The 12,800-nt window shown below is 63.9% G+C and carries 11 protein-coding genes; 9 read left to right on the top strand and 2 right to left on the bottom strand.

Features of this window, described 5'->3' with window-relative positions:
• Positions 1-10 precede the first annotated feature (10 nt).
• The 6 genes from ASD31_RS10925 to ASD31_RS10900 all read left to right on the top strand — a co-directional run bounded on the left by ASD31_RS10925 (position 11) and on the right by ASD31_RS10900 (position 6,889).
• Positions 11-859: a TIGR01459 family HAD-type hydrolase gene (locus ASD31_RS10925; RefSeq protein ID WP_056332802.1), complete on the top strand. Its 849-nt coding sequence runs from the start codon at positions 11-13 to the stop codon at positions 857-859.
• Between the two features lie 82 nt (positions 860-941).
• A complete protein-coding gene (locus ASD31_RS10920; protein ID WP_056332801.1) occupies positions 942-1,940 on the top strand; it encodes a bifunctional riboflavin kinase/FAD synthetase in 999 nt (332 codons plus the stop codon).
• A gap of 12 nt (positions 1,941-1,952) precedes the next feature.
• Positions 1,953-2,192: a BrnA antitoxin family protein gene (locus ASD31_RS10915; protein WP_056333236.1), complete on the top strand. Its 240-nt coding sequence runs from the start codon at positions 1,953-1,955 to the stop codon at positions 2,190-2,192.
• Positions 2,193-2,681: 489 nt separating this feature from the next.
• On the top strand, positions 2,682-5,651 hold the full coding sequence (gene ileS, locus ASD31_RS10910; protein ID WP_056333234.1) for an isoleucine--tRNA ligase: 2,970 nt from the start codon (positions 2,682-2,684) through the stop codon (positions 5,649-5,651).
• Positions 5,652-5,788: 137 nt separating this feature from the next.
• On the top strand, positions 5,789-6,406 hold the full coding sequence (locus tag ASD31_RS10905; RefSeq protein WP_056332798.1) for a hypothetical protein: 618 nt from the start codon (positions 5,789-5,791) through the stop codon (positions 6,404-6,406).
• A gap of 6 nt (positions 6,407-6,412) precedes the next feature.
• Positions 6,413-6,889 carry a GNAT family N-acetyltransferase gene (locus ASD31_RS10900; RefSeq protein WP_056332795.1) on the top strand — a complete coding sequence of 159 codons (477 nt, stop codon included), beginning with the start codon at positions 6,413-6,415 and terminating at the stop codon, positions 6,887-6,889.
• A gap of 21 nt (positions 6,890-6,910) precedes the next feature.
• Here ASD31_RS10900 and ASD31_RS10895 read toward each other — a convergent pair whose 3' ends face one another.
• A complete protein-coding gene (locus ASD31_RS10895) occupies positions 6,911-7,360 on the bottom strand; it encodes a nucleoside deaminase (protein WP_056332792.1) in 450 nt (149 codons plus the stop codon).
• A 77-nt stretch (positions 7,361-7,437) separates the two neighbouring features.
• Between ASD31_RS10895 and ASD31_RS10890 the strand changes: the two genes are divergently transcribed.
• Genes ASD31_RS10890 through ASD31_RS10880 form a run of 3 tightly spaced genes read left to right on the top strand, consistent with a single transcriptional unit; the run spans position 7,438 to position 10,905 of the window.
• A complete protein-coding gene (locus tag ASD31_RS10890; RefSeq protein WP_056332789.1) occupies positions 7,438-9,450 on the top strand; it encodes a pseudouridine synthase in 2,013 nt (670 codons plus the stop codon).
• A 6-nt stretch (positions 9,451-9,456) separates the two neighbouring features.
• Positions 9,457-10,017: a 16S rRNA (guanine(966)-N(2))-methyltransferase RsmD gene (gene rsmD, locus ASD31_RS10885; RefSeq protein ID WP_056332786.1), complete on the top strand. Its 561-nt coding sequence runs from the start codon at positions 9,457-9,459 to the stop codon at positions 10,015-10,017.
• An 18-nt stretch (positions 10,018-10,035) separates the two neighbouring features.
• Entirely contained in the window at positions 10,036-10,905 is an 870-nt protein-coding gene (locus ASD31_RS10880) for a patatin-like phospholipase family protein (RefSeq protein WP_056332783.1), read from the top strand.
• A gap of 4 nt (positions 10,906-10,909) precedes the next feature.
• On the opposite strand, the gene ASD31_RS10875 is transcribed toward ASD31_RS10880, so the two are convergent.
• Entirely contained in the window at positions 10,910-12,763 is a 1,854-nt protein-coding gene (locus ASD31_RS10875) for a monovalent cation:proton antiporter-2 (CPA2) family protein (RefSeq protein ID WP_056332780.1), read from the bottom strand.
• Between the last annotated feature and the right edge of the window lie 37 nt (positions 12,764-12,800).

Genomic DNA, 12,800 nt, shown 5'->3' with positions numbered 1-12,800 from the left:
GGAAGCCAGAATGGCCGTTCGGATCAACAGTTTTCGCGACATCGCCAGCCGCTACGATGTCGTCCTGTGCGATGTCTGGGGCGTCTTGCACAATGGCGTGGCCGCCTTCAAGGGCGCCTGCGAGGCGCTGACCGAAGCCCGCGCCAGGGGACTGACCGTCGTCCTCATCACCAATTCGCCGCGCCCGCATCCCGGCGTCATCGTCCAGATCCGCGGTCTCGGCGTGCCCGATACCGCCTATGACCGCATCGTCACTTCCGGCGACGTCACTCGGGCGCTGATATCCGCTGGGCCGAAAAAGGTCTATTTCATCGGTGCCGAGCGCGACCTGCCACTGCTTGAAGGCCTCGATGTCAGCCTGGTCTCCTCGGAGGAGGCCGAGATCGTCGTCTGCGCCGGGTTTTTCGACGACGAGACGGAGACGGCCGAGGATTACCGCGCGACATTGTCGGGTCTTGCAAGCCGCAAGGTGCCGTTCATCTGTGCCAATCCCGATCTGGTGGTCGAGCGCGGCCACAGGCTCGTTCCCTGCGCCGGCGCCATCGCTAAGGTCTATGAGGACCTGGGCGGCGAGACGCGGATTTCCGGCAAGCCCTATGTGCCGATCTACCGGGCTTCGCTCTCGGAAGCCAAGGCCGTACGCGGCGGGCTCGATCTGTCGCGGGTGATCGCCGTCGGCGACGGCATGCCCACGGACGTCAAGGGCGCGCAGGATTTCGGGCTCGATCTCCTCTATATCAGCGCCGGTATCCATGCGGCCGAATATATGGCAGGCGAAAAGACCGACGAGGCAAGGCTCACGGCTTTCCTGAAGAGCGAAGGCGCGACGCCGAAATGGTGGATGCCGCGGCTCGCCTGATGACTGACGCGAAGCGCAAAGCCCGGACAGGCCGGCCACTTGGCGTGATCGAACTGCACAAGAGATGACTGGCGTAACGACGATGACGGTTTTCCATCGCAACGAGACCCGAGAACCCCTGCCGGAGGCTTTGCGCGGCGGCGTCATCGCCATCGGCAATTTCGATGGCGTGCACCGCGGCCATCAATCGGTGCTGAACAGGGCTCTGGATGAGGCGCGCGCACGCGGCGTCCCTGCGCTGGTCCTGACCTTCGAGCCGCACCCGCGCAGCGTCTTTCGGCCCGACCAGCCGGTCTTCCGCCTGACGCCGGCGCCGCTGAAGGCCCGTATCCTCGAAGGCATGGGCTTTTCCGCCGTCATCGAATATCCCTTCGACCGCACCTTCTCGCAGCTTTCTGCCTCCGATTTCATCCGTTCGATCCTGATGGACTGGCTGCATGCCGGCCATGTGGTGACCGGCTTCGATTTCCATTTCGGCAAGGGCAGGGAAGGCGGCCCCGCCTTCCTAATGGCGGCCGGCGGCGAAAACGGTTTCGGCGTGACGCTGGTCGATGCTTTCCGCGACGAGAACGCCTCGGTGATCTCCTCCAGCCATATCCGCGGATTGCTGGGTGAGGGCGATGTTTCGCAGGCAGCCGGCATGCTCGGCTACCGCTATACGGTGGAAGCTGAGGTGATCGGCGGCAAGAAGCTTGGCCGCACCCTTGGCTATCCTACTGCGAATATGCAACTGCCGCCGGAAGTCGAACTCAGCAACGGCATCTATGCCGTGCGCTTCCGCAGTGCCGACGGCAGGCTTCATGACGGCGTGGCAAGCTTCGGCAAGCGCCCGACGGTCGATACGGACGGCGTGGCGCTCCTGGAAACCTTCGTCTTCGATTTCTCCGGCGATCTCTACGGCCAGATCTGTTCGGTCTCCTTTTTCGGCCATCTGCGCGACGAGTTGAAGTTCGACGGTCTCGATCCGCTGGTGGAGCAGATAAAACAGGACGAGGCGGAAGCCCGCGCCCTCTTGTCCGGCGTCAGGCCGCTCGGTCTGATCGACGGCAGAATCGCATTCGCATCGGATGAAAACCTGTAAAGGATGAATGTCATGGCCACCACGCCACGCCGGCCCGTCAGCGCCATGGACGCCGCCGAAGCCCTGTTCAAGCCCGCAAAGAAAGCAGCCGCGCCGGCCGTCGAAAAGCGGGCACTGCCCGAGACCAAGGAACTCGTTTCCCTAAAGCTCGACAGCGCGGTCCTGCACTATTTCCAGGACGACGGTCCCGGCTGGCAGGACCGCATCAACGACGCACTGCGGGCAGCGATGATGGCAAATCCCAGGGATTGAGAGCGTCATTGGCTCGGAGATTGGGAGGCTTACCCCCCTCTGTCACTCCGTGACATCTCCCCCCTCAAGGGGGGAGATTACCAAGACCGCCAATGCCTCAAATGTAAGGGAAGCACAAAGCTTGCGGCCCATCTCCCCCCTTGAGGGGGAGATGTCGGCGTCGCCAACAGAGGGGGTAAGCCTCCGCGCTTTCGAACTTCGACGAGGTGCTTCGCGGAATGCAGTCCATTGCCACGGCGCGCATCCTTCTTGGAAACTTTGTCTTTGTCATCTTCCTTTTCCCCGGAAAACCGCTTAAACAACCGGCCAGCATGACCCGATACCGTCGATTGATGAGTGATCAGCGAATTACGGGCCCGGCTTTCCGAGCGCTTTGATTGCCGCCGGAAGGTCCGGGTTTTCGGCGTTTCCTGCAAGCGCCTCCGTTGTCCCCATAGATATCCCGTTCGCATGCGCGGCGAAACGCGCCTAGAGACGATTGCAAAAACCATGACCGATACTGCTGAAAAGCTCGATTATTCGAAGACACTTTATCTGCCCGAAACCGAATTTCCGATGCGCGCCGGCCTGCCGCAGAAGGAGCCGGAAACGGTGGCCCGCTGGCAGAAGATGGGGTTGTATAAAAAGCTGCGCGCCTCCGCCGCCGGCCGCGAAAAATTCGTGCTGCATGACGGCCCGCCCTATGCCAACGGCAACATCCATATCGGCCATGCGCTGAACAAGATCCTCAAGGACGTCATCACCCGCTCGTTCCAGATGCGCGGCTACGACTCGAACTACGTTCCGGGCTGGGACTGCCACGGCCTGCCGATCGAATGGAAGATCGAGGAAGCCTACCGCGCCAAGGGCAAGAACAAGGACGAGGTTCCGGTCAACGAATTCCGCCAGGAATGCCGCGACTTCGCCGCCAACTGGATCAAGATTCAGTCCGGCGAGTTCAAGCGCCTGGGGATTGAGGGAGACTTCGACAATCCCTACACGACGATGGCCTTCCACTCGGAAGCCCGCATCGCCGGCGAACTGCTGAAGATCGCCAAGAGCGGCCAGCTCTACCGTGGCTCCAAGCCGATCATGTGGTCGGTCGTCGAGCGCACCGCGCTGGCGGAAGCCGAGGTCGAATATGCCGATATCGAGAGCGACACGATCTGGGTGAAGTTCCCGGTAAAGGATCGCGGATTCAAAAGGAATTCGGATGATGATACAGGGCATTCAACCTATTGGCACGATGAGGCGACGGAGCTTCCTGCTGACGATCAGATGCATGTTGTCATCTGGACAACCACGCCGTGGACCATCCCGGGTAACCGGGCGATCGCCTATTCGCCCCGTGTCTCCTATGGGCTTTATGAAGTAACGGAAGCTGCCAATGATTTCGGTCCGCAGCCCGGTGAAAAGCTGATCTTTGCCGATAAGCTGGCAGAGGATGCCGCCTCGAAGGGCAAACTGGTCTTCAAGCGCCTGATTGATTTGAGCTCCGATTTGCTTGGTTCAATCATCTGCGCCCATCCGCTGGCCGCGCTTGGCTACGATTTCAAAGTCCCGCTTCTCGCTGGCGACCATGTTACCGATGACGCCGGTACCGGTTTCGTCCACACGGCTCCCGGCCATGGCGCCGATGACTTTGAAGCCTGGATGGACAACGCCCGGGCTCTGGAAGCGCGTGGCATCTCGTCGAAGATCCCGTTCACCGTCGATGATGCCGGTTTCTACACCGCCGACGCGCCCGGCTTCGGCCCGGATCGGGAAGGCGGCGCCGGCCGCGTCATGGATGACAACGGCAAGAAGGGCAATGCCAACGAACTCGTCATGAAGGCGCTGATCGAGGCTAAGAACCTGTTCGCACGCGGACGTTTGAAGCACAGCTATCCGCATTCGTGGCGCTCGAAGAAGCCGATCATCTTCCGCAACACGCCGCAGTGGTTCGTCTACATGGATAAGGACCTTGCCGACGGCACGACACTGCGCTCACGCGCACTTTCTGCCATCGACGAGACCCGCTTCGTGCCGGCCGCCGGCCAGAACCGACTGCGCGCCATGATCGAGAACCGCCCGGACTGGGTGCTGTCGCGCCAGCGCGCCTGGGGCGTGCCGATCGCCGTCTTTGCCGATGAGCAGGGTGAAGTGCTGATCGACGAAGCCGTCAACGCCCGCATCATCGCGGCTTTCGAAGTCGAAGGCGCGGATGCCTGGTTTGCCGAAGGTGCCAAGGATCGTTTTCTTGGGCAGGACCACGACCATGCGAAGTGGACACAGGTCATGGACATCCTCGATGTCTGGTTCGACAGTGGCTGCACCCATACGTTCACGCTGGAAGACCGTCCGGACCTGAAATGGCCGGCCGATGTCTATCTCGAAGGCTCTGACCAGCATCGCGGCTGGTTCCATTCCTCGTTGCTCGAAAGCTGCGCCACGCGTGGCCGCGCACCCTACAATGCCGTCGTCACCCACGGGTTCACGATGGACGAGAAGGGCGAGAAGCAGTCGAAGTCCAAGGGCAATGTCGTGGCCCCGCAGGACGTGATGAAAGAATCGGGCGCCGATATCCTGCGCCTCTGGGTCGCCACCACCGATTACTGGGAAGACCAGCGTCTCGGCAAGGCGATCATCCAGACCAATATCGACAGCTATCGCAAGCTGCGCAACACCATCCGCTGGATGCTCGGCACTTTGGCGCATGACAAGGGCGAGGATATCGCCTTCGCCGAGATGCCGGAGCTCGAACGCCTGATGCTGCACCGCCTGTCGGAGCTCGATCAACTCGTGCGCGAAGGCTATGACGCCTTCGACTTCAAGCGTATTGCCCGTGCCCTGATCGACTTCTCCAACATCGAGCTGTCGGCGTTCTATTTCGACATCCGCAAGGATGCGCTTTATTGCGACGCCCCGTCGAGCCCGCGCCGTCGCGCAAGCCTTGCGGTCATCCGCAAGCTGTTCGATTGCCTTGTCACCTGGCTTGCTCCGGTTCTGCCGTTTACCGCGGAAGAGGCCTGGCTGTCGCGCGATCCCTCGACGGTCTCCGTGCATCTCGAGCAGTTCCCGCAGGTTCCGGCCGAATGGCGCAACGAAGCCCTGGCGGAAAAGTGGAAAAAGATCCGCGACGTGCGCCGCGCCGTCACCGGAGCCCTGGAGGTGGAGCGCCGCGACAAGCGCATCGGCTCCTCGCTCGAGGCCGCGCCGGTCGTCCATATCGCTGACGCCGGCCTGTTGAGCGCTCTCGAGGGCCAGGATTTTGCCGAGATCTGCATCACCTCCGGCATCACGATCGTCGAAGGCAAGGGCCCGGACGACGCCTTCCGGCTGGACGATTTGGGTTCCGTCAGCGTCGAGCCTCGCCTTGCGGAGGGCGTCAAATGCGCCCGGTCCTGGCGCATCACCGCCGATGTCGGATCCGATCCGGCCTTCCCGGATGTCTCGGCCCGCGACGCGGCTGCACTGCGTGAACTGGGCTACGCGTCTTAAGGGATTGTTTACCGGATGAATTGCGCTTTTGCGGCTCATCCGGTAAACCTGCCTGAAAATCGGCGGATTTATCCGTCATGGGCGCAGCGAATGCGGCCTGAAGATATCGATCGGGCCGGCGCCGCTGGAAGGATTTCATGGGAATGACGCGAGAGTTTCGAGTGTATGCCGGTGTCGTCGGTATCGTGGCTGGCAGTTTCGTACTGACGGGCTGCCTTGGCGGCCCGACCTATGGAACCGACAAGACCGCCGGCGAACATCTGATGGACGATCTCGGCAGCGCCGTCAGCCTTGGCGGCGACAAGCCGAAGAGCGTCAAGTACCAGCCGCGCCCGGGCCTTGTCCTGCCGCCGGAAGAGGAGAAGGTTGCGCTCGTCCAGCCGCAGCAGGCGCTTGCCACAAAGGACAATCCGCAGTGGATCGAGGCGCCCGAGGAGACGCGCCAGCGCCTGCGCGAAGAGGCGGATGCCAATGCCAACCGGCCCGGCTATGTTTCGCCTCTGGCGAAGTCCAGCGCCAATAGCCGCCGGCTGACCGCCAAGGAACAGCAGGAAGCCTATCGCGAAGCCCGCAAGATCCAGATGGGCGCCTATGCCGACAAGCGCCGCTTCCTCAGCGACCCGCCGCTTGAATACCGCAAGCTGCCCGAAGAGGCGACGGCCGATCTGGGCGAGCCGGAACAGGTCAAGGCCCGCCGCCGCAAGAAGGAAGCCACCGTCAAGGGCAGCGGCAAGAAATGGTACCAGATTTTCTGATCGCCCATGTTTGATATTCGCAAGGCCGTTCCCCAGGATGCAGGCACCATCCTGCGCTTCATCACCGAACTCGCGGTCTATGAAAAGGCCGGTCACGAGGTCGAGGCGACGGTGGAGACCGTCACCCGGTCCCTGTTCGGCCCGCAATCCGTCTCGCAGGCGGCCATCATCGAGCGTGATGGCGTGCCGGTCGGCTTCGCCGTCTGGTTCTTCAGCTATTCGACCTGGCAGGCCCGCAACGGCCTTTATCTGGAAGATCTTTACGTCACGCCCGATCAGCGCGGCTCCGGCGCCGGGCGGCTGATGCTGCGCTATCTCGCGCGGATCGCGGTCGAAAAGGGCTGCGGACGCTTCGAGTGGAGCGTGCTCGACTGGAACGAGCCGGCGATCAAGGCCTATGAGGCGATCGGCGCCGAGCCGCTGAACGAGTGGACGCGCTACCGTCTTGCCGGTGACGCGCTCGAAACCTTCGCCGCCGGTTGACGCCCGTGGTCAGGCTTGCGGTCAGCGTCTCCCGCTGAAGAAATCTTTCAGGATCTCGGCGGCGCTTCGGCCGGAAAGCCCGGAATAGACATCCGGCGCATGGTGGCAAGTCGGCTGGCTGAAGAAGCGCACTCCATTGTCGACGCCGCCGCCCTTGATATCCTCGGCGCCGTAATAAAGCCGGCGCAGCCGGGCAAAGGAGATTGCCGCTGCGCACATGGTGCAGGGTTCGAGCGTGACATAGAGATCGGCGCCGGTCAGTCGCTCCGCGCCAAGCGCGCGCCCGGCCGCGCGGATCGCCTCGATTTCGGCGTGGGCGGTAATGTCGTTGAGTTCGCGCGTGCGGTTTCCTGCACTGGCAATGATGGCACCGTCGAGAACGAGAACGGCGCCAACCGGAACCTCGCCGCGCGTGGCCGCCATTTGCGCCTGCGACAGAGCCATATCCATGAATCGCTGCGTTTCGGCCATCGTCGGAACCCGTAATAATTTCTCTTAACCCTTGGGCTGCGACCTGATAGGACAGCCTTAAAAGGCAGGCAACACAAATGACATTCAAAGACAAGCCCAAGCGGCCTGGCGGCAAGCCCGACGCCCGTGACAAGAAACCCGGCGCCGGTGCGCGCAAGCCCGCGGATGCGCCCCGCGCCGATGACGCCGCAAGCGCAAAGCCGCGCAAGCCCCGGCCGAGCGCGACGACCGAGACGGTCGGCGCCGATGTTCCCCAGCGCATTTCCAAGATCATGGCGCGCGCCGGCGTCGCTTCGCGCCGCGATATCGAGCGCATGATCATGGAAGGCCGCGTCTCGCTCAACGGCAAGCTGCTCGATAGCCCGGTCGTCAACGCGACGCTCGCCGATCATATCGAAGTGGACGGCCAGCCTATCCGCGGCATCGAACGCACCCGCCTCTGGCTCTACCACAAGCCGTCCGGCCTGGTGACGACCAATTCCGATCCGGAAGGCCGCTCGACCGTGTTCGACAACCTGCCGGAGGACCTGCCGCGCGTCCTGTCGATCGGCCGTCTCGATATCAACACCGAAGGCCTGCTGCTGCTGACCAATGACGGCGGCCTGGCCCGTGTACTGGAACTGCCCTCCACCGGCTGGCTGCGCCGCTACCGCGTGCGCGCCCATGGAGCGATCGACCAGGCCGGCCTCGACAAGTTGAAGGAGGGCATCGCCGTCGATGGCGTGCTCTATGGCCCCATCGAGGCGACCCTCGACAAGGTCCAGGGCTCGAATGTCTGGATCACCATGGGCCTGCGCGAAGGCAAGAACCGCGAAATCAAGAACGTCATGGGCGCCCTTGGCCTCGACGTGAACCGGCTGATCCGCATCTCCTATGGCCCGTTCCAGCTTGGCGAACTGCCGGAAGGCCAGGCCCAGGAAATCCGCGGCCGGACGCTGCGCGACCAGCTCGGCCCCCGTCTGATCGAGGATGCCAAGGCGAATTTCGATGCGCCGCTGTTCGAGGCGGCTGCCGCCGAAGAAGACAAGCCGCAGAAGAGCGAATGGGCGGCCGGCAAGCCGGAGCCGCGTGAACGCGGCGCATTCAAGGAAAAACCCGGTGACAAGCGCGAACGGGCGCTGTCGCGGCTCGATACCAGGCGTGACGAAAAAGGGGGCGGACGCCCCGAGCGCAGGGAACGCGGCGGCCGCGATGCGCCGGCTGCGAAATATGATGACCAGCCGAAACGGGAGCCCGGCTTTCGGGCGCGCAAGGCCAATGTCTGGATGGCGCCCGGCGCCAGGCCGCTGGCGGAGAAGAAGCCGAAGGATGGGCAGGCAGCCGATGCCGCTGAAAAGCCGGTCCGCCGCGAGCGCCCCGAAGGCGCGCCTGCAACCAAGCGCTATGGCCGCAACAAGGACGGCGTGGCGACGAAATCCACGCGGAAGTTCGACCCGGATCGCAAGAAGGCGAGCGTCTACGATCGTCCTGATCGCGGTCCCCGGGTGCTCGTCACCCGCGACGATGACGACAAGGACTGGATCCGCGCAACCGAAGAGCCGAGCCGGGATGAGGGCCGCGGCGGCGACCGCAAGCGTTTCGGCGGTGACGATCGCGGTGCCCGCAGCTTCGGCGACCGCGCGCCGCGTGGCGACCGTCCCCAGGGTGACCGTCCGCAGGGTGCCCGTCCACAAGGGGATCGCCCGTCGCGCCGCGAAGGCGGTGACAAGCCGTTCGGTGATCGCAAGCCACGCGCCGAAGGCGCACGCTCATTCTCCGATCGTCCGAAAAGCGACCGGCCCGCGGGCGACCGCCCACGCAAGCCGTTCGGCGAAAAGTCGTTCTCGCGTGAGGACGGCGACCGCAAGCCGCGTGATTTCGGTGATCGTCCGCCACGCCGCGAAAATGGCGACAGGCCGGCAGGTGACAAGCCCCGTGGAAAATCCTTCGGCGGCAAGCCGGGCGGAGCAAAGCCTTTTGGCGCGAAAGCGGGTGGCCCGCGCGATGGCAGGCCCGGTGGCGGCAGGCCTAGTGGCGGCAAGCCCTCCGGCGGCAGGCCTTCGGGTGGGCGTCCGCCCGCCGGCGGCAAGCCGCGCGGACGCGGGAATTAAGCGCGCGTGCGGATCGTCGGAGGCGAGTTTCGTGGGCGCGGGCTGGTAACGCCCCGGTCCAACGACATCCGGCCGACGACGGACCGGACGCGGGAAAGCCTGTTCAACATTCTGAGCCATGCCTATCCGGATGTTCTTGACGGTGGGCGTGTCCTTGATCTCTTCGCCGGTACCGGTGCGGTGGGCCTGGAAGCCCTTTCGCGCGGCTGCCGGCAGGCGCTCTTCGTCGAGAACGGCGCCGAGGGCAGGGGGCTGTTGCGCACCAATGTCGAAACTCTCGGGCTGACCGGCCGGGCCCGCGTCTTCCGTCGCGATGCCACAGACCTTGGACCGGCGGGCACGGTCGAGCCCTTCCACTTCGTCTTTGCCGATCCGCCCTATGGCGGGAGTCTTGGCGAAAAGGCGCTGGCTTCGGCGGCCGTCGGCGGCTGGCTGGTGCCGGGTGCCCTTGCCATCCTGGAGGAGCGAGCCGATATTCGCCCCGTAACGCCCGACAATTTCGAGCCTGTGGACGATCGCCTGTTCGGCGATACGAGGATGCATTTCTACCGTTACCGCGCCGCCTGACAGGGGAGGATGCCTGGCATGACGCAAGGTCTCCAACACACGGAAGCGAAGGCCGGGCCGACCGTCGCCATTGCCTTCGGCGGCGGCGGCGCTCGCGGTCTTGCCCATATTCATGTCATCGAAGCGCTGGACGAGATGGGCATTCGCCCGGTCGTCATCGCCGGCTCCTCGATTGGCGCGATCATGGGTGCCGGCATGGCGGCCGGTTTGAGCGGGGCCGAGATTCGCGATCATACACTGGCGACCGTCGGCCGCCGCAAGGAGATCGTTAACCGGCTCTGGAGCTTGCGCCCCTCCAGTCTTGCAGCGGCGATGAGCGGCGGTTTTCGCGTCGGCCAGTTCAATATAGAGCGCATCCTGCCGGCCTTCCTGCCGAATGCCGTGCCGAAGGATTTCGAGGGTCTCGCCATTCCCCTCAAGGTCATGACCACCGATTATTACGGGCAGCATGAAACGGTTCGCGACAGCGGCGATCTTCATCAGGCGCTGGCCGCGTCGGCGGCACTTCCCGCCGTCTTCATGCCGGTGAGGATCGATGGCCGGATTATGATCGACGGTGGCATCTACAACCCCGTTCCTTTCGATCATCTGGCGGGTTTGGCCGATATCGTCATCGCCGTCGATGTCGTGGGCGGGCCGGACGGCGACGGCGAGGCGATGCCGAGCCGGATCGACAGCCTGTTCGGTGCCAGCCAATTGATGATGCAGTCGATCATCGCCATGAAGATCAAGGCGCGTCCACCCGATATCCTGCTGCGCCCGCAGGTCAACCGTTTCCGGGTCATGGACTTCCTGAAGGCACAGGAGGTGCTGGCGGCGACGCTGACCGTCAAGGACGAGTTGAAGACAGCCCTCGATGCTGCCTTCAAGGCGAGGAAAGCGGGATGAGTGGTTAGTCCGCGCCCGCCAGCAGGTCCCCGCCCGGCACGGCGGTCGCGGGGGCGGCGGAAGGAAGCTCCTCGTCCTCCAGTGATGAAACCGTTTCGCGCTTCGGCTTGATCAGCGGCTCTGGCCGCACCGGCTTGAAATGCAGCATGTCGCGACCGGCGGTAATGCCTTCGGCTTCCTGCACCACCAGGCGCGCCTCGTCGCGGCGGCGGATATCATCCATGATCGCAAGCGCCTCATTGTCGCCGACGCCCAGGCCCTCCAGCGACTTGCGGCCGAAGACCAGGCCGGATTCGAAGGTCTCGCGCAGTTCGTAGTGAACGCCGCGCGCCCGAAGCGACAGCGTGTGCTGCCGGTCATAGGCGCGCGCATAGATCCGCGCATTGGGATATTCCGCCTGCACCATGTCGACGATCCGGTCGGTGATCTCCATTTTATGGGTGCAGACCGCGACGATCTTGGCATGTTCGATGCCGGCGGCGCGCAGCACGTCCAGCCGCGTGCCGTCGCCGAAATAGATGCGGAAGCCGAAGGTCGAGGCCTGGCGGACGCGGGCGGCGGAATGATCGATGATCGTCACCTCGCGGCCGCCGGCCAAAAGTATTTGGGAGGCGATCTGGCCGAAGCGGGAAAAGCCGATCATCAGCACATCGGCGCCGGCGCCGGCGAAATCCTCTTCCAGTTCCTCGGTCGCCTCGTTCTGCTCGCGCATCAGAAACCGCGCCAGCGCCGAGGCCGGCGGCGTCAGTGCCATGGACAGGGTGACGATGGAGATCAGCAGCGAAGCCCAGCCGGCGGAAAACACGCCCGACGCAGCGGCGGCGCTGAAAAGCACGAAGCCGAATTCCCCGCCCTGCGGCAGCAGCAGGCCGATGCGAACCGCATCATTGTGCGGCGAGCCCGTCAACCGGCAGAGCGTATAGATGACGAGGCCCTTGATCGCCATCAGCGCCGGCACGGCAACCAGGATCAGCAGGTAGTTTTCAAGGATGACATGCACTTCCAGCGACAGCCCGACGGCCATGAAGAACAGGGCCAGCAGCAGACCGCGGAACGGCTCGATATCGGCTTCCAACTCATGCCGATAGGAGGATTCGGCCAGCAGCACGCCGGCGAGGAATGCGCCCATGGCCATGGAGAGGCCGGCAAGCTGCATCATCGTGGCGGCGCCCAGCACGATCAGCAGGGCAACGGCGATCATCACCTCGCGGGCGCCGGTGCGGGCGATCACCTGGAACAGCGGGTTCAGCAGGTAGCGGCCGGCGATCACCATGGCCAGCACCGCGCCGACGGCGATGGCGAAATCCTCGAGCGGCGGCGACGTGTCCTCGGGCATCTGCAGGGCAAGCAGTGGGATCAGCGCTAGAAGCGGCACGATGGCCAGATCCTGGAACAGGAGCAGGGAAAACGCCCGCTGCCCGTAGCGCGTATTGGTGTCGCCTTTTTCGTCAAGGATTTGTAGCGCGAAGGCGGTCGACGACAGCGCCAGGCCGAAGCCGGTGACGATGCTTCCGCCCCAGTCAAGCAAGCCGGCCGCATATACGATCCCCGATAGGGCAGCCCCCGTCACGAGAACCTGCGCGGTGCCGAGGCCGAAAATATCGCGCCGCATCTGCCAGAGCCGTGATGGTTTCAGCTCCAACCCGATAATGAAGAGCAGGAAGACGATCCCTAGTTCGGCAAAGCCGAGGATCTGTTCCCCGTCGTTGATCTGGTGGAGAAGCGGCCCGATGATCACCCCGGCCGCCAGATAGCCAAGCACCGTGCCGAGCCCGAGCTTCTTGAAGACGGGGGCGGCAATAACGGCGCCGGCGAGCAGCAGCAGTGCCTGGGACGTAAAGACGGAGGTCGTCGACATGCATCTGGTCTTTCTGGCCCGGGGATATAGTTCCAGG

Source organism: Rhizobium sp. Root482, assembly GCF_001426565.1.
Classification (GTDB): domain Bacteria; phylum Pseudomonadota; class Alphaproteobacteria; order Rhizobiales; family Rhizobiaceae; genus Pararhizobium.
The sequence above is the reverse complement of the archived record's forward strand: the minus strand, read 5'-3'. Positions and strand labels throughout refer to the sequence as shown.

Excerpts from the sequence above, each read along its gene's own strand:
- ASD31_RS10925 (WP_056332802.1), top strand. The coding sequence starts at position 11 with ATGGCCGTTCGGATCAACAGTTTTCGCGACATCGCCAGCCGCTACGAT.
- ASD31_RS10915 (WP_056333236.1), top strand. The coding sequence starts at position 1,953 with ATGGCCACCACGCCACGCCGGCCCGTCAGCGCCATGGACGCCGCCGAA.
- ileS (WP_056333234.1), top strand. The coding sequence starts at position 2,682 with ATGACCGATACTGCTGAAAAGCTCGATTATTCGAAGACACTTTATCTG.
- ASD31_RS10890 (WP_056332789.1), top strand. The coding sequence starts at position 7,438 with ATGACATTCAAAGACAAGCCCAAGCGGCCTGGCGGCAAGCCCGACGCC.
- ASD31_RS10905 (WP_056332798.1), top strand. The coding sequence starts at position 5,789 with ATGGGAATGACGCGAGAGTTTCGAGTGTATGCCGGTGTCGTCGGTATC.
- ASD31_RS10875 (WP_056332780.1), bottom strand. The coding sequence starts at position 12,763 with ATGTCGACGACCTCCGTCTTTACGTCCCAGGCACTGCTGCTGCTCGCC.
- ASD31_RS10920 (WP_056332801.1), top strand. The coding sequence starts at position 942 with ATGACGGTTTTCCATCGCAACGAGACCCGAGAACCCCTGCCGGAGGCT.
- ASD31_RS10895 (WP_056332792.1), bottom strand. The coding sequence starts at position 7,360 with ATGGCCGAAACGCAGCGATTCATGGATATGGCTCTGTCGCAGGCGCAA.
- ASD31_RS10880 (WP_056332783.1), top strand. The coding sequence starts at position 10,036 with ATGACGCAAGGTCTCCAACACACGGAAGCGAAGGCCGGGCCGACCGTC.
- ASD31_RS10900 (WP_056332795.1), top strand. The coding sequence starts at position 6,413 with ATGTTTGATATTCGCAAGGCCGTTCCCCAGGATGCAGGCACCATCCTG.